19 protein-coding genes, 3 pseudogenes and 1 other annotated feature are annotated in these 20176 nt (G+C 32.7%); of the genes and pseudogenes, 5 read left to right on the forward strand and 17 right to left on the reverse strand.

Annotation, left to right across the window (positions count from 1 at the left end; translation table 11 throughout):
• From RYL55_RS05800 to RYL55_RS05860, 13 genes and pseudogenes are all read right to left on the reverse strand, one after another.
• A pseudogene (locus tag RYL55_RS05800) lies at positions 1-145 on the reverse strand (MATE family efflux transporter); the annotation flags it as partial.
• 145 nt (positions 146-290) lie between these two features.
• Positions 291-1037 (reverse strand): annotated as a pseudogene (locus tag RYL55_RS05805) (nucleotidyl transferase AbiEii/AbiGii toxin family protein); the annotation flags it as partial.
• Positions 1030-1623, reverse strand: coding sequence for a type IV toxin-antitoxin system AbiEi family antitoxin domain-containing protein (locus RYL55_RS05810; RefSeq protein WP_315008040.1), 594 nt, complete (start codon positions 1621-1623; stop codon positions 1030-1032). The gene RYL55_RS05810 and the pseudogene RYL55_RS05805, both read right to left, overlap by 8 nt.
• 184 nt (positions 1624-1807) lie before the next feature.
• Positions 1808-3751, reverse strand: coding sequence for a threonine--tRNA ligase (gene thrS / locus RYL55_RS05815; protein ID WP_315008041.1), 1944 nt, complete (start codon positions 3749-3751; stop codon positions 1808-1810).
• 75 nt (positions 3752-3826) lie between these two features.
• Positions 3827-4038, reverse strand: a binding site (T-box leader).
• 64 nt (positions 4039-4102) lie between these two features.
• The gene (gene dnaI, locus RYL55_RS05820; RefSeq protein ID WP_315008042.1) at positions 4103-5026 is read right to left on the reverse strand and encodes a primosomal protein DnaI; all 924 of its coding nucleotides are present in this window, start codon (positions 5024-5026) and stop codon (positions 4103-4105) included.
• Between the two features lie 2 nt (positions 5027-5028).
• Positions 5029-6516 carry a DnaD domain protein gene (locus RYL55_RS05825; protein ID WP_315008043.1) on the reverse strand — a complete coding sequence of 496 codons (1488 nt, stop codon included), beginning with the start codon at positions 6514-6516 and terminating at the stop codon, positions 5029-5031.
• 12 nt (positions 6517-6528) lie between these two features.
• On the reverse strand, positions 6529-7005 hold the full coding sequence (gene nrdR / locus RYL55_RS05830; RefSeq protein ID WP_006702344.1) for a transcriptional regulator NrdR: 477 nt from the start codon (positions 7003-7005) through the stop codon (positions 6529-6531).
• 29 nt (positions 7006-7034) lie between these two features.
• The gene (gene coaE / locus RYL55_RS05835; RefSeq protein WP_315008044.1) at positions 7035-7640 is read right to left on the reverse strand and encodes a dephospho-CoA kinase; all 606 of its coding nucleotides are present in this window, start codon (positions 7638-7640) and stop codon (positions 7035-7037) included.
• A 193-nt stretch (positions 7641-7833) separates the two neighbouring features.
• A pseudogene (locus tag RYL55_RS05840) lies at positions 7834-8150 on the reverse strand (DUF3847 domain-containing protein).
• A gap of 115 nt (positions 8151-8265) precedes the next feature.
• Complete coding sequence (locus RYL55_RS05845; RefSeq protein WP_315008045.1) at positions 8266-8805, reverse strand: DUF6609 family protein; 540 nt, start codon at positions 8803-8805, stop codon at positions 8266-8268.
• Between the two features lie 187 nt (positions 8806-8992).
• Complete coding sequence (locus tag RYL55_RS05850) at positions 8993-10132, reverse strand: ABC transporter permease (protein WP_315008046.1); 1140 nt, start codon at positions 10130-10132, stop codon at positions 8993-8995.
• Positions 10119-11183, reverse strand: a complete 1065-nt coding sequence (locus RYL55_RS05855) for an ABC transporter permease (protein WP_314113030.1) — start codon at positions 11181-11183, stop codon at positions 10119-10121. Before RYL55_RS05855 ends, RYL55_RS05850 begins: the two co-directional genes overlap by 14 nt.
• Complete coding sequence (locus RYL55_RS05860) at positions 11180-12124, reverse strand: ABC transporter ATP-binding protein (RefSeq protein ID WP_315008047.1); 945 nt, start codon at positions 12122-12124, stop codon at positions 11180-11182. Before RYL55_RS05860 ends, RYL55_RS05855 begins: the two co-directional genes overlap by 4 nt.
• 160 nt (positions 12125-12284) lie before the next feature.
• Between RYL55_RS05860 and RYL55_RS05865 the strand changes: the two genes are divergently transcribed.
• Positions 12285-13334, forward strand: coding sequence for a histidine kinase (locus tag RYL55_RS05865; protein ID WP_315008048.1), 1050 nt, complete (start codon positions 12285-12287; stop codon positions 13332-13334).
• A complete protein-coding gene (locus RYL55_RS05870) occupies positions 13327-13941 on the forward strand; it encodes a response regulator transcription factor (RefSeq protein ID WP_315008049.1) in 615 nt (204 codons plus the stop codon). The genes RYL55_RS05865 and RYL55_RS05870 overlap by 8 nt, the downstream gene beginning before the upstream one ends.
• 868 nt (positions 13942-14809) lie before the next feature.
• On the opposite strand, the gene RYL55_RS05875 is transcribed toward RYL55_RS05870, so the two are convergent.
• The 4 genes from RYL55_RS05875 to RYL55_RS05890 all read right to left on the reverse strand — a co-directional run bounded on the left by RYL55_RS05875 (position 14810) and on the right by RYL55_RS05890 (position 17955).
• Positions 14810-16156, reverse strand: a complete 1347-nt coding sequence (locus RYL55_RS05875) for a glucose-6-phosphate isomerase (RefSeq protein ID WP_314680501.1) — start codon at positions 16154-16156, stop codon at positions 14810-14812.
• Positions 16157-16216: 60 nt separating this feature from the next.
• The gene (locus RYL55_RS05880) at positions 16217-16609 is read right to left on the reverse strand and encodes a CvfD/Ygs/GSP13 family RNA-binding post-transcriptional regulator (RefSeq protein WP_315008050.1); all 393 of its coding nucleotides are present in this window, start codon (positions 16607-16609) and stop codon (positions 16217-16219) included.
• Between the two features lie 10 nt (positions 16610-16619).
• A complete protein-coding gene (locus RYL55_RS05885; RefSeq protein WP_006702335.1) occupies positions 16620-17213 on the reverse strand; it encodes a peptidylprolyl isomerase in 594 nt (197 codons plus the stop codon).
• Between the two features lie 94 nt (positions 17214-17307).
• Positions 17308-17955 (reverse strand): CpXC domain-containing protein, encoded by a 648-nt coding sequence (locus tag RYL55_RS05890; protein WP_006702334.1) that lies wholly within the window; start codon positions 17953-17955, stop codon positions 17308-17310.
• 152 nt (positions 17956-18107) lie between these two features.
• Here RYL55_RS05890 and RYL55_RS05895 point away from each other — a divergent pair, with 152 nt between their 5' ends.
• The 3 genes from RYL55_RS05895 to RYL55_RS05905 form a co-directional block, all read left to right on the forward strand.
• Entirely contained in the window at positions 18108-18617 is a 510-nt protein-coding gene (locus tag RYL55_RS05895) for a divergent PAP2 family protein (protein ID WP_006702333.1), read from the forward strand.
• Positions 18618-18619: 2 nt separating this feature from the next.
• Positions 18620-19618, forward strand: coding sequence for an NAD(P)/FAD-dependent oxidoreductase (locus RYL55_RS05900; protein WP_315008051.1), 999 nt, complete (start codon positions 18620-18622; stop codon positions 19616-19618).
• A gap of 68 nt (positions 19619-19686) precedes the next feature.
• Positions 19687-20176 (forward strand): phosphatidylglycerophosphatase A (locus RYL55_RS05905; RefSeq protein ID WP_315008052.1); only part of this gene is annotated, 490 nt, incomplete at its 3' end.

Here is a 20176-nt window from a genome sequence, read left to right on the forward strand (position 1 = left end):
AATACCCAACTCCCTGTCCAATAAAAATTTGATCCACGATGTTATATAAGGCATTAACGACATTGGCAATCATTGCTGGAATTGCTAATTGCATCAATAATTTTTTGACGGGCTGTGTTCCCATTGGGTTTTCAATCGTTGTCATGAATGAACTCCTTTCTTAATTACTACAAACAAAAATATTGTAAGGTGGTTTAAATAAATATGTCAATTATATAAATTTGAGATGTAAATCTTTTTTACTAAATTCCTAAAATCTATTTCTGTTAGGATATTCAATATCTAAATTACTACATAATTTGTTTCATAATTTCATTTATAATTTGTACAGACTCCTCGAAGGATATATCTTTTGCATATTTAAATTGACGTTGGTAACGAATCCAAAGATTTTTCTGATAATCAGAAGTTTCAATCCCTCTTACCTGATTTTTCCAATTTTGAATCAATTCTTTGCTATTTCGTTTTTCACTTGTATTCTCTACAGCTCTTTTTAAAATCGTAAAATCTATTTGATTTTTTCTAAGTTTAAATAAGGTAAATAAATCATATCGATCACGAGGACGTGTTGAAGCAACTCCCCTACTAATAATCGTTTCTAGTTTTTCTGCAAGTACGGTTTCTAAATTATAAGCCCATACATCAATAGTATGATTAGTAAATAGTGAAGGCATTGAATAAGAAATTTCTCTGGGTGTAATTTTATCCCCCGTTGTAACATCAATAAAAATAACCTCGTTTAATGTATCAAAAGTTGCATTTAATTTTATTGAGAAGCCACCATATATATCATCTTGACGAATAGGTTCTAACTTATCTACTGTAAATGAAAATACACTTGTAGTATTTGAAACAATCTCCTCAAAAATATTTATTAAATTATCTCTATTTAAAGAAGTTCCTTTAAGAGTCACGTCCAAATCCATAGTTGTTCGCTTATCTAAACCTATCATTTGACCGATGAGATATCCACCTTTTACAATAAACGAATTTCTATACGAACTTTTAGAAATTAGAGTTAATATTTCTTCAAGAATACAACACCTCCGTGTATGCTTGTAATTTATCCATAACTTTAAATAACTGCGCATAATAAAATAACTTAGATACATTCACTTGATTACTTTGAAAATATTTCTTAAATGCTGGAGCAACAATTTGTACATCTACCTGATGAACTGCTCTCAAACACTCTACCAAAATACGTTCTCGTTCATAAACTTTAATAGATTGACCTGAAATACGTTCTATTTCAATAACCCCTTCATCAAAGTTTGATCGTAATATTATTGGTCGTACTCCTGCTTTTTTAATATTTTTAGTATTGGTCCCATAAGGAAAACTCATCGTTATTTCAAAAGGAATGGTTAAAGATAAACCATGTAAAAAAAGTGCTGTTTCTAAAGAAAATATTCCTTTAGGAAATCGATATTGGAGGATAAAAAATTCATCTAAATAGAAATCAGGTAATCGATACAACCCCTTTTCTTCTATCTCTATTATTCCTTCTCTAGCCATTTTTAATATAGTTTTGTAAGATAATTCTTTTTCTATAATTTGTTTATAGGTTAAAAATCCATTCTGACGAAATACTTGCAATATATTATTTACTTTATCTACCATATAATCTCCTTTCTGGAAACTAAAAGCTAACAACCTAAACAAATGTTAGCATAATATTTTCATTAAAGCAATTTTAAAAATAAAGTAATGATAACTATCCAACTTACATTCATAAATGCTTCAGCTTATAAAAAATCCTGTTGGTAATTTTTCACCAACAGGATTTGATAACAACCTTAATCTATTAGTCTTCTAATGGACGAGAGAAGTTTGCAATTTCACGTTGAATACGTTCTAAGTATGCTTCAACTGTCATTGTAACAGTTTCTTTTGAACCATAGCGACGAACAGTCACTGTTCCTTCTTCAACTTCTTTATCCCCAATTACTAATTGATAAGGGATTTTTTGTGTTTGAGAAGCACGAATCTTGTAACCCATTTTTTCATTACGGTCATCTAATTCAACACGTAATCCTAAGCTCATCATTTTTTCTTTTAATGCACGAGCTGCATCATAATGATGTTCTACACTTACTGGAATAATAGTTGCTTGAACTGGAGCTAACCAAGTTGGGAATGCTCCTTTATATTCTTCGATTAAGTAAGCTACAAAACGTTCTGCAGTTGATACTACCCCACGGTGGATAACTACTGGACGGTGAGTGTTATCTCCATCTTCACCCACATAAGTTAAGTCGAAACGTTCTGGTAATAAGAAGTCTAATTGGATTGTAGACATTGTTTCTTCTAAGCCCATTGCTGTTTTGAATTGGATATCTAATTTTGGACCATAGAATGCAGCTTCACCAATCGCTTCGAAGTATTCTAAGCCCATTTCATCCATCGCTTCTTTTAACATTGCTTCTGCTTTGTTCCACATTTCATCATCATCGAAGTATTTATGTTTATCTTCTGGATCACGATAACTTAAACGGAAGCGATAATCTTTAATATTAAAATCATTATATACTTCACGAATTAAATCAAGGATACGTTTGAATTCGTCTTTAATTTGATCTGGACGAACAAATGTATGTCCATCATTTAATGTCATTTCACGTACACGTTGTAAACCAGATAATGCTCCTGATTTTTCATAACGGTGCATCATACCTAATTCAGCAATACGGATTGGTAACTCACGATAGCTGTGAATATGGTTTTTATATACCATCATGTGGTGAGGACAGTTCATTGGACGTAATACTAATAATTCACCATCTCCCATATCCATTGGTGGGAACATATCTTCTTGATAGTGTGCCCAGTGACCTGAAGTTTTGTATAAACCTACATCAGCCATTACTGGAGTATAAACATGTTGATATCCAAGAGAAATTTCTTTATCGACAATATAACGGTCAATTGTACGACGAATTGTAGCACCTTTTGGTAACCAGAATGGTAATCCTGAACCAACTTCTTGGCTAATCATAAATAAGTCTAATTCTTTTCCTAATTTACGATGATCACGTTCTTTTGCTTCTTCACGCATTTTCAAGAATTCTTTTAAGTCTGCTTTATCAAAGAATGCTGTTCCGTATACACGTTGCATCATCTTATTATCAGAATTTCCTCTCCAGTATGCTCCTGCAAGAGATAATAATTTGAAGACTTGAATACGTCCTGTTGAAGGTACGTGAATTCCACGACATAAGTCTACAAAATCTTCTTGTTGATAAACAGAAATTGTTTCATCTTCTGGTAAACCATTAATTAATTCTACTTTATAAGGATCTTTTGCAAAAATTTCTAACGCTTCTTCACGGCTTACTTCACGGCGTACGATTGGATAGTTTTCTTTTACAATTTTCATCATTTCAGCTTCAACTTCTGGAAGAGCGTCTTCTGTTAATTGGTTTGGCATATCTGTATCATAGTAAAATCCTGATTCAATTGCTGGTCCCACTCCAAAGTGAATTCCTGGGTATAAACGAGTTAATGCATGTGCTAATAAGTGTGCAGTTGAGTGACGTAAAATTCCTAATGCATCTTCATGGTCTGGTGTTACGATTTCAATACTTGCATCTTCTGTTAATGCTTGATCTAAATCGACTAATTCTCCATTTACTTTACCTGCAAGTGCTTTTTTGGCTAAGCTCTTACTAATATTTTCAGCAACTTCTTTTACTGAAATTCCTTGTTCAAATTCTTTTACAGCTCCATCTGGAAATGTAACTTTAATCATTGACATTGTTCTCCTTCTTTCCTTTCAAAAATGCTTTAAAAAACAAAAAAACCATAGTTTGTATACTCATACAAACTATGGGACGTTATTTCTACGTGGTTCCACCCAAATTCATTCGTTTTAAACGAATCTCTTAAACGGATTAACGCTCCGTTACGCCTTGCCTTACTAAACTTCAAACAAGGATTCAAAAGTGGTAAAACTATCTCGGATGAAGTGTTCCACCAACCCACTTCTCTCTATTAGATAACCAGATAACAGTTTCTTGTCTTTTTCATCATTTTCAAAATATTTAATTCATTAGCTATTCTACCACTATTTTTATAAAAATCAAGTCAAATTTTTTAAAAGTTATGAATAGCGGCGGTTTTCTCCATCTAAGAAAATTTCTTTCGATAAGAAACGAACACGTTCAATCAAACGTTTCGCCTTTAATAGTTCTACATCTCCACGATTTGAGACACTTAAATGTTCTTGTAATTCTTCAATCGTTAAATTAGATGAAAAGAATGTTGGTAATTCTTGCATCATACGATATTCCAATACAATCATTAAAATTTCATCTCTAAACCAAACCGAATTTGATTCTGCTCCAATATCATCTAGCATTAAGATTGGCGATGTTTTTAAAATTTCAACCTTTTCTTCTAAGCGATTAGCACCAATCGCACTTTTCAATTCACTCGACAAACTTGGAACATGCACTAAAGTTGTTTCAAATCCAAGCTGAGCCAATTCATTTGCGATAGCTGCTAAGAAATACGTTTTTCCTACTCCAAATGAACCCACTAAATAAATCGCACGATGAAACTCATTTGGCTTTGCGGATAATTCATTAATAAATTTCAGTGAAGCTTGAAAAGTTTCTTGACGCTCTTTTGTAATATCTAAAGAATTTAAGGTTACATGTAATAAATTTTTAGGCATATTAATCGCATGAATTCGATTCGTTAAAGCTTGCTCTTGTTGTTTTTGGATAAACTCTTGAGTTGGACGATACACGACTTCAACAAAACCTTGGTTTACCCTTAATAGTGGTTCCATGCCTTTAATGTATGTTTCTACTCCTTGGATACGAGCATCACGTTGTTGAATATATTCCAATAGGGCTGAATAGCTTTTCACTAAATTTTCTTGTGGAATTTCATCTTGATGTTCTTGTAAAAATTGTTGAACTTCTTTATCTTGTAAAACTTCTGCTACAATTTTTTGATATTGTTGTTGAAATGCTGTAGTAGCCGTTTTATTTCCAAATAAATCTTGCATTCCTTCCATCACTATTCTCCCTTCACTTGTTCAGAATTCCCACTTGTTTTCAATTGAGAAAGCTGTGCTTTTAATAATTGAAGATTTTCATCATCCAATGGACTCTCTTTTGTTTCATTTGGTTTCATCGCCCAGTCAGGAACAGAAGCCACTCTTCCTTTCGGAGCATTTCCATAATATTTTTTACCTGAGTATGATTGTACTTGTCGATTTTCAATTTTTTCTTTGCGACTAGCTTTAAATTCTTTATCTCTTTGACGAACTGCTTCAATCGCTTGTTCAGCTGTTTGAATCCCTTTTTGACTCCAATCATTCGCAATCGTATCCATTAAATTTTTATTAATCGTTGGATTATTTTTAACAACTAATACGTAATGAATTAAAATATTAATCACTTCAGATGGAATCGTTCCTACTTGAACTAAATCTAAAATAATCCGTTGTTCTCCATTTGAAACATAACCATTTCTTTGTTGCTTAATACTTGTCATAAAGTCAAAAGGCGTCATTTCTTTTGCTAATGTAATTAATCGTTGAATCGCCTGAGGTAAATGAGTAGACGTTGGAGTTGTTTCTTGTTGTTCTTCTACAACAACTTCTGAAACTACAGGCATACTTTCTTCTTTCGGAACAACTGAAGTTACAGTAGCCTCCTCTTGTTTAGGAGCTGCTAAATGCTGATTAGCATTAATAATAATCGAATACAATTCCTTTTCATCAATCTCACCCGTTGATAAATCCGCAGCATAAATCACATATTGCGCAATTTCTCTTTCCGTTAATCCATAATATAATTGGAAGCTATTTAACATTTGCTTCACTTCATCTGTTAAAGCCTGTTCATGAACAAATTGACTCTTTAACAGGTCCGTTAATAATTCCCAATCAATATTAGAATTCATAACTAATGATTCTTGTTGCTTCACATCTTTAATCATTTGTTTTTCTTGAGCAATATTTCTCTTGTACTGTGACATATTAAAAGGTAATTGGAATCCTTCTTGGAAAGTACTGGTAACATCTTGACCATAAGGAGCCTTTTCCTTTACACTAAAACGTTTTTGTAAGATTTCAAAACGTTGATGACCTACTTGATTCACTAAAAGTGTAGATAATAAAGCATCTTTGAAAAATAAATTCGGACTCGCTGGTGCTTGTAATTCAAATGTATATTGAGCACTAATCGATTCTTCATCTTCATAGCGATAGGTTTTTAATAAGCCAACTGATTCTAAACGGATTCTTGCTTGATAAAAATCTGGAATCCCCATATTTACTAAGGCTAATAAATCTGCCAATCGAATGACATCACTTTGATAGGAATTCGGAGAAAGCTCACTAAATAAGACTAAATATAAAGTTGAGGCTTGAACCCCTAAAAATGGTACATATAATTGCGTTACAAATTGCAATTCACGTTGTGTCAGCCAAACTTGCTGTGTCACTTGAATACAATCACGTGGATTCAACTGACTCCACTTTATTGATTTCTCGTCCATTTGATCCTCCTATTATGATTTACTATCTTTACGATCCATTTCAAAAGACATTCTCTCTAATTCTTTTAAGAACATTTTTCTATCTGTAAATTGACGGTATACACTTGCAAAACGAATATAAGCAATATCATCAATTTTAGCAAGGTAGTCCATGACCATCTCTCCAATTAACATACTTGAAATTTCATTTTCTCCTTCTTGATTAATCGTATGTTCTACTTCATTGACAATTTGCTCTAATTGACTTAATGGAATCGGACGTTTTTCAGCAGAACGAACTAATCCATTTAATAATTTTTCACGATTAAATGCCTCGCGATTTCCATTTCTTTTAATAACTAAAATTGGCGCTTTTTCTAATCTTTCAAAAGTTGTGAATCGATAACCACACTCATCACATTCTCTTCTTCTTCGAATTGAACGACCATCGTCTGCTGGACGGCTATCAATCACTCGTGAACCATTAAATTTACATCTTGGACATTGCATGACGATGTCCCCTTTCTTCAAGTTTTTTCTTATTGTAGTATATCATTTTTCGTTTCTACTAGCCACTGTTCAACTTGCTGATATAACTGCTGAATCGTGCCTTGATTATCCAATAAAACTGTCGCTCTCTTTCGTTTTTCTTCAATGGATAATTGAGAATCAACTCGAGACAGCGCTTCTTGTTTTGTATATTGATTTCTCTTCATTAATCGTTCTAATTGTAGTTCTCTTGGAACATAAACAACGATAATTTCTTCGCATAATTCCTCATAATGTTTTTCAAATAATAGGGGCAAATCTAAAACAATCATTGTCTCACCTTTTTGACGATACTCCTCGATTTTCTCTAAAATCATAATTTTAATGAGAGGCTGTAATAGGTTATCTAGTTTTTGACGGTTTTCTGCATTTGAAAAAATTAATGCACCTAATTTTTGACGATTTAAGCTTCCATCTTCTTCAAATACATCACTACCAAAAGCTTTTCTAATTTCTATAGCGCCTTGACTATTGGGTTCAACTACTTTACGAGCAACTTCATCTGCATCAATGACAGGAATTTTCAATTGTCTGAAATAAGAAGATACCGTAGATTTCCCAGAAGAAATTCCTCCCGTTAATCCAACAATTTTCATAAAATTCCTCCTTGTAGCTCTTTTGTTCTATGTTAGATGAAAACAAAGATTGATGCAATAAAAAACTATGTAAGAGAAACAAAAAAGGAATTTCCCCGTAGCAGCAATAAGCCTCGCTTTGCGAGTACCGACCCCAAAAAGTTAGACTACACCTGTTAAGGTGTATATGTGCTCCTTTGTAAATAAGAAACTATTATTCGATGTCTATTTCTGCCTCTTGGTTTTCTGTAATTTTTACTTCTGTTTCTTCTCTTTCTCTATGATTTTTTATATTTTGATATCGGCTTCCTCTTTACGAATTAGAGATATGATTAGCTGATAAAATTCACCTTTGCTTAAGTTCTTACTTTCTGTAAAGCTATTTTCAAAGACTGCTCCTTTTTCATATATTCTTTTATCTCTCTTTTTTCTTTCTTCCTGTTTCTGCTGACTGGTGAGTTTTTTTCTTTTGTTTTGTAATTGCTTTATTTCTTCATCTACCATTAAGATTTTTTCTTCTATGTTTTTCATTTTGTCTTTTCCTCTCTTTCTTATTTTGAGCAAAGAAAAAAACAGTAAACCTTTTTTCGATTTACTGTTTCTCTGTTATTTTTATTAAGTTGCTAGTTCAACAAACAATTGGAATTTATTGCTTTGTTACATTAGAAAAAAATAACAAATAAACTCCAAATATAAATTTAATTATTGCATCAATATAGGCAAATAGTACCAAAGAGACACCAGAAAAAATATACCCCATGATAATATTAATAGTGCACATAATTCCTAATAAAACCATTGATTTTCCATGTACAAAATAGAATGGAAAAAAATGCAATGCTGTGGCTAATAATGCTCCCAACCATATCAATCTCCAATTCTCCGTAGCAAAAAATGGACCTCCTAAAAAAAACATTAATATAAACAGTAATATTATTGAGTATTGAGAAACCTTATTTTGAAATTTAGTCGATGATCCAGTGGATAGTTTTTTTAGTAAGTTTTTATTCATATTAATTGAAAAAAAACAAACTACATAACCTATACTAAACACTTGCATATTTATAATTTGTTGTCCACCTATTAAGGTAGCAACAGCGATAACAATGGCAACCGCAATTAACCATAAACCGCCAGATTTTTTATAATTAAATTCTAACTTTTGATTTTTTTCATATCCTAACATTTGCTGAAAAACCTCTCTTAATCTTAATTTATTTATCTATTTCACTTAATATTATAGCATTTTTAGGAATTTGTCTACTGCCCGATTTCATACTCATTCGCTACTATTCCCCCGTAAAGTTTCAAAGTAACTTCTAGTTAAGTATCAAAACTAGAACTTAGATTGAGAATTTACCAGGAATTCCCAATTAAAATTTATTTATACGACGAATGCGCTGTACGCTAAACGCCATTACAGTATATAAAACGGTAAATAAAACAATCATCCCTAAATGAAATGCATAACTAGAAAACTCTGTTGAAGAATTACTCACTGCTGAAGTCACATAATAAACAGGGAAGAATTTAGCAATGTTGACTCCATATGAACTTACCAATTCTAAAGGAACAAAAATTCCGGATAAAAATGCCAGCCCCGTTCCCAATATTGTACTTGCAGCTGAATAAGCATATTGATTCTCGCCAATCACTACAGCACAAAGGAATGACAAAGCATAAGCTGAAATTGCCGAAGCTGTACTCAATAATAAAATCTTCAATGCTTGAGCACTTGCATAAAATTCAGGAGCTAAAATCCCTACAAAAACTAGATTAATGCTAACAATTAAACATACTATCGTTAATCCTGCTAAAAATTGTTCCAGCATCACTCTACGCTCATCTTTCATTGCAATCGTAATTCTCTTGGCAACTTCTTTCCCCTTCATTTTAGAAAAAATCGTGCCAAATAAATAAATGAACACTGAAAAATAAATAAATGGACTATAGGCAAAATAAATTTTACCAAATTGTTCTTTAGAATATTGACTGGATACCGCTTCTTCTTTAGAAAGAATCGTTACTGTTACTTCTTGATCTATAATCTTTTCAATTCTTTCTGGATTAAAATTCCCTTCTTTTTTCAAAGCAACTGCATATCGAAGATAAGAATTTACATACTCACGAATTAAATGTCCCGATAATGAATTGGAGATTTCCATCTCAACAACTTCTTGTTCTTTTTCCAATTTTGAATGTACATCACTTGGAATCCATAATCCTGCATCTACATCTCCTGCATAGATAGCTTCTTTCATACTTGTATCACTTTTTGTCGTTTTTTGTACTTCATGTTTCTTTTGAAGCGTTTGAATCAATTGATTAATAATTTCATCAGTTCCATTCGACTCATCTTTTATCATCATTTTTATAGAAATATCTTCAAAGTTACTCGTTTCCTTCTTTCCAGAAATTTGAAGTAAAGCCATCCCCATAAAAATGACTAAATAAATAATGCCATATATTTTGTAACGATTCGCAAGTTTTAAAAAATACTTATAAACTGTCATAACGTGTTCTCCTTAATCTCCATAATGCAAAGACCATTAATAGAAGTGTATAAATTCCAAGTAATCCAAAAATACGAGTCATTTGTGTACCCTCATTTAAACGGTTTAATTGATAAAATCCAGACATAATCAAAGCTACTGGATTATACTGATTTACCCATGGAAGATGACTATTCATAAATACTCGTATACTACTTCCCATTAATCCTGCAATAGCGGATGCAATCATATTGGTCATTAATGCTACTATAATCCGTCCTTGTATACTCAACTGTTGAATAGTTCCTATCAAAATTCCAAAGGATAATCCAAAAATATTTCCTATAAGCATTAATAAAATACTACCTGTCCAATTCGTAAATAACTGTAATTTTAAAATTTGAGTCATATACACTAATAAAAGGACATTCGAAAGCACATTTAACATTAATCCTGTAGCAAAACTGTAAATCAGAAATTTCCATTTACTAAATGAACTTCCCATAACTCTTCGTCCCACTTCAGATAAATTACCGTTCATATATGCTACACAAACAACTCCACTAAAGATTGAATACATTGCAAAACTTGCTAGACTTGAATAGAACATCATTGTTCCTTCACTAACATCACTCTTTGTTTCTTTAATCCAACTTTTTTTAAAATCAATGGTAGAAGCACTTTTTCCAAGAGATTGAACTTGTTTGATTTGAGTGACCACATTTTTCAAAACACTTTGAGGAACACCTGATTCTTTTGCCACTACAATATCTAAATTATTTTCAACAAATCCATCTGCTTTTTCTTCAAGCGTTAACTGCTTTCCCTCTGCTGCTGATGCTACATCAATGATTTTAAAATTTTCACCGGCTTGTTCAAAGACAAAATGAAATGGATGATCCTTCGTAATTGCAACACGAACGGGATTTAATTCCTGATGAATCACACCAGAAAGTGATAAATAAAAGAAAGTCGTTAAGATCACTGGATAACATAATACCCAAAATGAAAATGCAAAATCTTTTACCGTATTTTTAAATAAATACTTAAATAACTTTAGAAATGTCATCATCTATCACGAAGTCCTTTCCCAGTATATGCTAGAAATACATCATCTAAACTTGGTTGTTCACTATATAAACGAACATAGTTTAACTGCAATTCTTCAATCGTGTTGGCAACATGCATTAAATGATTATTTCCCTTTTTAAAATGAAACTTCAACTGTTGTTTTTGTTCTTCCATTACTAAAATTTGAGGAATTTGTCTTAATCGCTCTAATTGTTCACTTGTTGGAATGGTCGTTAATTCTACTTGAATAATTTCTGAAGTAGTAATCGATGCTTTTAATTCTTGAGACGTTCCAGAGATAATGCTCTTTCCTTTATCCATAATCACAATACGATCACTTAATCCATCCACTTCATCTAAATAATGAGTGGTGTAAATAATAGTACTACCCTTTTCATTTAATTGACGAATTCCGTCTAAAATAAACGAACGACTTTGAGTATCTACTGCAACAGTCGGTTCATCAAAGAAAATTAAAGATGGTTTATGGACGATTCCGCAAGCAATATTTAATCGACGCTTCAATCCGCCACTTAATTTTTTCGGGAGAAATTTACGAAAATCTTGTAATTCTGTAAATTCAATCGCTTCTTTTACATATTGTTTTCGCAATGTTGAATCTGAAATGTATAGTCCACAAAAGAAATCAATATTTTCTTCCACTGTTAAATTATCTAAATAAGCTAACTCTTGTGGCACAATTCCAATTTGCCCTCTAGCTTTAGCAGATAATGGAAATTGATTTTCTCCTAATACGGTAATCTCTCCACTATCAAATGTTAAAAATCCTAGCATACAATTGATTAAAGTTGTTTTCCCACATCCATTTGGACCAAGAAGCGCTAATAACTCCCCTTTTTGAATCTCAATTTCAAAGTGATTTAATGCCATTAAATCTTTATATCGTTTCACTAAACCTTTTACTACAATACTTGTTTCCATATGTTCACCTATCCTTTCGTCACAATCTTAGTATATAAAATGTCTTCACTCTTACCTAGTGTCAAATATCATCATCTGCATATGACATTTGTCATATTTTTATAGAATTTTATGACTTTTGCAGTTATACTACAATAAAAAGCAGATTGGAGGAATAGTCTTGCGTACATTCATTGAAAAGTCATTATTTTTTATTCTCATCAGTATTTTTTTAGCACAGGAAAATATTGAACTTTCGACAATTTTTCTAGGATTTTGTATCTATATCCTCTCTCTTTCCCCTTATGTTAGTTCAAAATTCATTTCATTGATTGCATTAGGGATTTCTGGAATACTTTGTATTCTCTTTCCACAGACTGGACTTTATAGTGTTCTATTCATCATGCATGCGGTTCATTTATTTGGTTTAGGGGGAATTTTTTCAGGATTGATTTTATTTTTATATCCTCATTTATTTACCATTATCCTCGGTATTATTGGTAGTTATATTATGTTACAAACTCAAAAGGATGAGGCTTTTCAAAAGAAAAATTATCAAATACAAAATGATTTAGAACTTGAACGTCTACAATTAGTCCAACGCCAACAATCAAGTTCTGAAGAAGTTTTAAAACAAATGGAAATTGCCACGTTAAAAGAAAGAAATCGGATTTCTCATGCATTACACGATCAACTAGGACATACTTTGAGTGCTTCTATTATGCAATTGGAAGCTCTACAAATTATTACAACGGAACCCGTTATTGAAGAAAAATTAGAACATTTATCAAGCATTTTACAACAGGAAATGGATAACATTCGATTAACTATTCACCAAATGTATGATGACTCCTTCTCACTTTCGCAAAGAATGGACACACTCCTTCAACCTTTAAAGGAAAAAGCACAAGTGAATTTTACAAACACTATATCAGATAGTATTCCGATTACTATAAAATATGATATTTTAACGATTTGTAAGGAATTGACGACAAACTTTATGAAACATTCCAATGGAACGCAACTTCAATTATTCCTTTTAGAACAAAAAACAACCTACACCATTGATTATAGAGACAATGGTGACCGTCCAACTAATACTCCCTCAGGCATGGGACTGACAATGATGAAGGAACTAGTGGAAAAACATAATGGAGATTTTACACTTCAAACAAAAAATGGATACGAAATTTTTATTCGTATTCCAAAACAGGAGGCCTCTCATGATTAAAACAATTCTTATTGATGATGATTATTTAGTATTACAAGCATTAGAAACCATTCTTTCTGCTCAATCTCATATTGAAGTCGTTGGAATGGGAAGTAATGGTGCTGAAGCGATTCAACTATACGAACAACATCAGCCTGATTTAGTTTTAATGGACATTCGAATGGAACCTACTTCTGGAATTGATGCAGCTAGTCAAATTTTACAAGACTATCCTGAGGCAAAAATTTTATTTTTAACGACCTTTCAAGATGATGAATATATTACGAAAGCATTAGCGATTGGCTGTAAAGGATATTTATTAAAACAACATATTAAAGGGATCATCCCTGCCATCGAAGCAGTTATGAATCATCAAATTGTATACGATTCAACGATCTATATGCCGGTAAAAAAATTGGTTCAACGAAAAACTAGTAAGCTTCTAAACGAAAGAGAAAATGAATTATTGTATTTAATAGCAGAAGGATACAATAATAAAGAAATCGCAGAAAAAATGTACTTAAGCGAAGGCACCATCCGAAACTACCTCTCCTTACTTCTAGAGAAATTAAACTTAAGAGACAGAACCCAATTAGCTATTTATTACTATAAAGATTTGGTAGAATGATGAAAAAAGCAGAGAAGTTTTTACCCTCTCTGCTTTTTTTATATTTCACCTTTAGGATATAGGTAGTGAGACACCTTCTTTAATGCTCCACCAATTATTTCATCAAACCTATTTAACAAAGAACCCATGTTACTTCCTTTCGTTTTTACGAGGTAAACATTTCATGAAAAATAATAATATTGATAATACAATAAGCCCCCTTCCAAGGAATCTTAAAAATATAAACTTTTCAAAAATATCAAAATTCAAAAATATTAAACCTAGTACTAATGTTAAATAGTAGAACTTATTCATCTTTGACATGATTGAGAGCCTCCTCTGCATTCTTTAGTTCTTTTTTCACTTCAATTATAGCATAGGTAGTATCTTTTTGGTACTTTGTTTCAAATAAAGTTCGAGACCCTAGGCTCGAAATTTAGCAATGAGACTCGCTTTTGCGAGACTGCTTGCGTTCTTTGCCACATTTTGGAAATTCCATTTCTAACTTCAATACGTCTCCCATCTTATGATGACAAACAAAAAGGAATTTCCCAGTAGCAGCAGTGATTGAAACGGCATTAGCCGTTCCAATCACAGGAAATTTTGAGACCTTAGGCTCAAAATTTAGCAATGAGACTCGCTTGGCGAGGCTGCTTGCGTCCTTGCTACAATTCGGAAATTCCATTTCTAACTCCAATACGTACACATCTTATGATGACAAACAAAAAAGGAATTTCCCAGTAGCAGTAGTGATTGAAACGGCATAGCCGTTCCAATCACAGGAAATTTTGAGACCTTAGGCTCAAAATTTAGCAATGAGACTTGCTACGCGAGGCTGCTTGCGTCCTTTGCTACAATTTGGAAATTCCATTAAAATAAATTCTTTATATTATAAACGATTGTTCAACTCTTCTGCTAAGTCTTCAAATCCTGGTTTACCTAATAAAGCAAACATATTTTTCTTATACGCTTCAACACCAGGTTGGTCAAATGGATTCACACCATTTAAGTAACCAGAAATACCTACAGCGATTTCGAAGAAGTAAATTAAATGACCTAAAGTATAAGCTGACATATCAGGAATTGTTACAACAAAGTTTGGAACTTGACCATCCGTATGCGCTAATAAAGTACCTTGGAAAGCTTTTGTATTTACAAAATCCATTGTTTTACCTTGTAAATAACCTAAACCATCTAAATCTTCCTCAGTTTCAGGAATTGTTACAGTTTCATTAGGAGTACCCACTTTAATAACAGTTTCAAAGATATTACGTTGACCTTCTTGGATATATTGACCTAATGAGTGTAAATCAGTTGAGAAGTTCGCACTTGAAGGATAAATACCTTTCAAGTCTTTCCCTTCAGATTCACCGAATAATTGTTTCCACCATTCAGAGAAGTATTGTAAAGTTGGCTCATAATTAATTAATAATTCAGTCACTTTACCTTTACGGTATAACACATTTCTAGCTACCGCATATTGGTAAGCTTCATTTTCTTTTAAGTTTGGTGAGCTATAAGCCACACGAGCATCTTCAGCCCCTTGCATTAACGCATCTACATCTGCACCAGTTACAGCAATTGGTAATAAACCTACAGCTGTTAATACAGTGAAACGTCCACCTACATCATCTGGAATAACAAATGTTTGATAACCTTCAACATCTGCTTCTGATTTTAATGCTCCACGAGCACGGTCAGTTGTTGCATAAATACGTTTAACCGCTTCTTCTTTACCATATTTTTTAATTAATAAATCTTTGAATACACGGAACGCAATCGCTGGTTCTGTAGTTGTACCTGATTTAGAAATTACGTTTACTGAGAAATCACGGTCTCCAATTAACTCAATTAAACCATGTAAGTAAGTTGAGCTAATGCTGTTTCCTGCAAATAACACTTGAGGTGTTTTACGTTGTTCTGCTGGTAAATAGTTGTAGAATGCATGATTTAAGAAATCAATTGCTGCACGAGCTCCTAAATATGAACCACCGATACCAATAACAACTAATACTTCAGAATCTTCTTGAATTTTTTTAGCTGCTTCTTTGATACGAGCAAATTCTTCTTTATCATAGTCACGTGGTAAGTTAATCCAACCAGTGAAATCTGCACCTGCTCCTAATCCCTCTCTTAAATCTTTGTCAACTGCTGTTACAGTTGATTGTAATTGATCGATTTCTTCTTGATTAAAGAAACCTAATGCTTTGGAATAATCAAATGAAATATGTCCCATGATGAACCTCCTAAAAATTTCTTCTTTCATTATATCAATTTTTCTATAAAATGAGTACTACTATGCTTTATTTTCCTTCGGCTTTACAAATTTTTCTTGCGCTTCTTCAATCCAATACGGTAATTGATGTGCTAAAGATGAAAATCCAATTGGAGGAGTAAAACGTTTCTTATTTCGCTTAATTCTCGTTGGTGTAGAAGGTACATCTAATTTTTCTAATGCACGAATTGATAAACTAATTTTATCGGTAAATTCATCTACATCAATTACTTTTGCAGTTACTTCTTCTCCAATTTTTACAAAGTGATGCACATTATCCATATATCCATGCTTACATTCAGAAATATGAATTAATCCTTGTGTTTCTTCATCCAATGCTAGAAAAATTCCATAAGGCTGAACTCCTGTCACTTTAGCAGTAATCACATCTCCAATGCGATACATCTGTGTCATGTTCAACCCCCTACCTTTTCACTACTGTCGTTGATTCAATCACAACATCTTCTAATGGACGATCTTGACCATTGCGTTTAACGGATTCAATTTTTAGTACGACATCCATTCCTTCAACAACACGACCAAAAACCGTATGACGATGATCTAACCAAGGTGTTCCACCATCTTTTGCATAAGCTTCAACAATTTTTTCTGGCCATCCCATCTCTTTTAATTGCGTTAACATTTGAGCAGGAACATGTTTCGCTGTTACGATGAAAAATTGTGAACCATTTGTATTTGGTCCAGCATTTGCCATTGAAAGAGCTCCGTAAAGATTAAATAATTCTTTTGAAAATTCATCTTCAAATTTTGGTCCCCAAATCGATTCTCCACCCATACCAGTACCAGTTGGGTCTCCACCTTGAATCATAAAATCTTCAATAACACGATGGAAAATCACTCCATCGTAGTATCCATTTTTCGCATGTGTCACAAAGTTTTTAACTGTCTTCGGTGCACGCTTTTTAAATAATTCTAAAGTAATATCCCCCATATTTGTATGTAAAATTACAACAGGGTTTCCTTTTAATTGTCTTCTTAATTGTGGAAATATAACCATTTTCCCCTTATTCTTCCCTTCTTTTCTAAGTTTTATACTGCTTCAATTAAACCATAAAATGCCTTTTTTATCAATTTATGGACGAAGTTTCAACCTACTCATCTCCGACAGAAGCAACAATTTGTGCCCAATAGCGATCCACTAATAAATCTTTCTCTGGCTTTGCTTTTTCTAATTGCTTTTCTGCAATTTTTAACAGTTCTTCTGAAACTGGAATAAAATGAGAAATTTTCTTTCCATTTACAATATAAATTCCTACTCCTGCTTCTTGTTGGTTACTAAAAAGAATACGATCAAATACAATATTTTTTTGCAACATTCGATCGACACAGTAATATTTTACAATTTCAATAATACGATCGTCGTAACCTTCTTCCGCAATGCATAACTTTTCAAAAAATTCATCACAACTTCCTACATATCGAACCGCATATCCGCTATCTAAGAAATCTTGATTCGTTGTTTGATCATCGATTAATACTTGTTGTAATTCTTTTTGCATTTCTTCTTCCTTCGGATAGAAATGAATCAAAATTTTCTTATCCATATCTTGGTAATTCAAAATATATGGAATAAAGTATTTTTGCCCACAATGTGGACAAGTACATTGAAATACTGTTTGATTGATTAATTTTTCTTTTAACTCTGGAGTTTCAGTCACATTTACATTTTGATAAATCGTATAGTCAAAAGACTTTTGACATGTTTCACAGTGAATTGGGACTTGATTGACTTCTGTCATGAATATACCTTCTTTCGAATTCTACTGTGCCTAGTATACCACGCTCGTCAAAAACTTTCCCCTTTTATTTACTGTTTTTTCTTTCCTTATTTGGTATAACGTTTGAGAATATGGTATAGTATAAAGGACTAATTAGGAAAGAGTGTATATATATGACTATTTTTGAAAATTATCCTTTAATAGCAGCATTATCATCAATATTATTTGCACAATTTGTTAAATTCCCAATTGCCTTTTTCACTCGAAAAAAAGGAGCACATTTATCCCTTATGACAAGTACGGGTGGAATGCCGAGTTCTCACTCTGCTGCCGTTACTTCACTCATTACAGCTCTTGGATTGGAATATGGATTTGCTTCTCCACTTGTAGCAATTGCCACAACATTTGGTGTGATTGTCATGTTTGATGCGATGGCGGTTAGACGTCAAAGTGGTGAACAAGGAATTTTATTATCACAATTATTTGAAGAACAATTAAGAGATGAATCTACAAAATTATCAGAAATTGAAATTGATGATGATGAACCAATTCAATTATTTAATACAGAAGAAAATAAAAAATTAATTATTAAGAAATATCTTGGACATAAACCAGTAGAAGTATTTGGTGGTGCAATGACAGGAATTGTAATTGCTCTCCTACTACGCTTCTTATATTTCTAAGAATGGAGAATGAAATGACAACAGAAATCGTAGATATTGCCATTATTGGTGGCGGACCCGTTGGACTATTTACAGCTTTTTATGCAGGACTTCGTCAAGCAAGCGTAAAAATTATCGAAAGCCTTCCTCAACTTGGAGGACAACCTGGAATGTTATATCCTGAAAAAATGGTTTACGATATCCCTGCTTATCCTGAAATTTTAGCTGGAGATTTAGTAGAAAACTTAATCAAGCAATTAGATAGATTTGAATCTACACAAATTTGCTTAGAAGAAGAAGCTCTTCAAATTGAAAAACACGAAGACTACTATAAAATTACAACTTCTAAACAAAAACACTTTGCAAGAACAATTATTATTGCATGTGGGAATGGAGCTTTCCGTCCTCGCAAATTAGAATTAGAAGGTGCAGAAAATTATGAAAATCATCAACTGCACTACTTCGTAACGAATTTAGAACAATTTAGAGATAAAAATATTGCCATTTGTGGTGGTGGAGATTCCGCAGTTGACTGGGCATTAGCGTTAGAAAATATCGCCAAAAAAGTTAGCATCATTCACCGTCGCCCACAATTCAGAGCACACGAACATAGTGTTGAATTACTTCAAAATTCTTCCGTTGAAATCTTCACACCATTCATTCCAGAACGCTTAAATGGAGATGGAAATACGCTTCAATCTGTTACATTTAAACAAGCCCGTGGAGAAGAAGAAATTGAATTAGAAGTGGATGACTTCATTGTCAGCTATGGTATTTCTTCTTCTATTGGATCCATTAAAGATTGGGGATTAGAACTTCAAAGAAATGCGATTATCACGAATAGCAAAATGGAAACAAATCTTCCAGGTATATTTACCGTTGGTGACATTGCCACATACGAAGGAAAAGTGCAAATTATCGCAACAGGATTTGGTGAAGCTCCGATTGCTGTTAACCAAGCAATGGCATACATTCATCCTGAGAAAAGAATTCAAACCATTCATAGTTCTTCTCTTTTCTAATAATATATGATATAATGATGTATTCGTTTCCACTTTAAAGAATTGGAAACGTGGAAGGAGAGTTTTTTATGAAAAATACAAAAGAATTACATGAATATGCACTATCACTTCTTCACGAACGTGGAGTTGAGTTAGAAGAAATTGCAAAATTAGTTCATTTCTTACAAGAACCATATTTTCCTAATTTAACGCTTGAACACTGCTACAATAATGTTGAATTTGTTCTAAAAAAACGTGAAGTACAAAACGCCATTATTACAGGAATTGAGTTAGATAAATTAGCAGAAAAAAATCAACTATCTCAACCATTAAATGATATTCTTACAAAAGATGAAGGTTTATATGGTGTAGACGAAATTCTTGCTTTATCTATCGTAAATGTATATGGTTCTATCGGATTTACAAACTATGGTTATATCGATAAAGTAAAACCAGGAATTTTAGAATTATTAAATGATAAATCAAGTGGCTACTGCCACACTTTCTTAGATGATATCGTAGGTGCTATCGCAGCAGCAGCAGCAAGTCGTGTAGCCCACGGATATCCAGAATACCAAG

The organism is uncultured Granulicatella sp., from assembly GCF_963515615.1.
Classification (GTDB): domain Bacteria; phylum Bacillota; class Bacilli; order Lactobacillales; family Aerococcaceae; genus Granulicatella.

Bases quoted from the DNA above. Each gene is read 5' to 3' on its own strand.
- RYL55_RS05810 (WP_315008040.1), bottom strand. From the start codon at position 1,623: ATGGTAGATAAAGTAAATAATATATTGCAAGTATTTCGTCAGAATGGA.
- thrS (WP_315008041.1), bottom strand. From the start codon at position 3,751: ATGATTAAAGTTACATTTCCAGATGGAGCTGTAAAAGAATTTGAACAA.
- dnaI (WP_315008042.1), bottom strand. From the start codon at position 5,026: ATGGAAGGAATGCAAGATTTATTTGGAAATAAAACGGCTACTACAGCA.
- RYL55_RS05825 (WP_315008043.1), bottom strand. From the start codon at position 6,516: ATGGACGAGAAATCAATAAAGTGGAGTCAGTTGAATCCACGTGATTGT.
- nrdR (WP_006702344.1), bottom strand. From the start codon at position 7,005: ATGCAATGTCCAAGATGTAAATTTAATGGTTCACGAGTGATTGATAGC.
- coaE (WP_315008044.1), bottom strand. From the start codon at position 7,640: ATGAAAATTGTTGGATTAACGGGAGGAATTTCTTCTGGGAAATCTACG.
- RYL55_RS05845 (WP_315008045.1), bottom strand. From the start codon at position 8,805: ATGTTAGGATATGAAAAAAATCAAAAGTTAGAATTTAATTATAAAAAA.
- RYL55_RS05850 (WP_315008046.1), bottom strand. From the start codon at position 10,132: ATGACAGTTTATAAGTATTTTTTAAAACTTGCGAATCGTTACAAAATA.
- RYL55_RS05855 (WP_314113030.1), bottom strand. From the start codon at position 11,183: ATGATGACATTTCTAAAGTTATTTAAGTATTTATTTAAAAATACGGTA.
- RYL55_RS05860 (WP_315008047.1), bottom strand. From the start codon at position 12,124: ATGGAAACAAGTATTGTAGTAAAAGGTTTAGTGAAACGATATAAAGAT.
- RYL55_RS05870 (WP_315008049.1), top strand. From the start codon at position 13,327: ATGATTAAAACAATTCTTATTGATGATGATTATTTAGTATTACAAGCA.
- RYL55_RS05875 (WP_314680501.1), bottom strand. From the start codon at position 16,156: ATGGGACATATTTCATTTGATTATTCCAAAGCATTAGGTTTCTTTAAT.
- RYL55_RS05880 (WP_315008050.1), bottom strand. From the start codon at position 16,609: ATGACACAGATGTATCGCATTGGAGATGTGATTACTGCTAAAGTGACA.
- RYL55_RS05885 (WP_006702335.1), bottom strand. From the start codon at position 17,213: ATGGTTATATTTCCACAATTAAGAAGACAATTAAAAGGAAACCCTGTT.
- RYL55_RS05890 (WP_006702334.1), bottom strand. From the start codon at position 17,955: ATGACAGAAGTCAATCAAGTCCCAATTCACTGTGAAACATGTCAAAAG.
- RYL55_RS05895 (WP_006702333.1), top strand. From the start codon at position 18,108: ATGACTATTTTTGAAAATTATCCTTTAATAGCAGCATTATCATCAATA.
- RYL55_RS05900 (WP_315008051.1), top strand. From the start codon at position 18,620: ATGGAGAATGAAATGACAACAGAAATCGTAGATATTGCCATTATTGGT.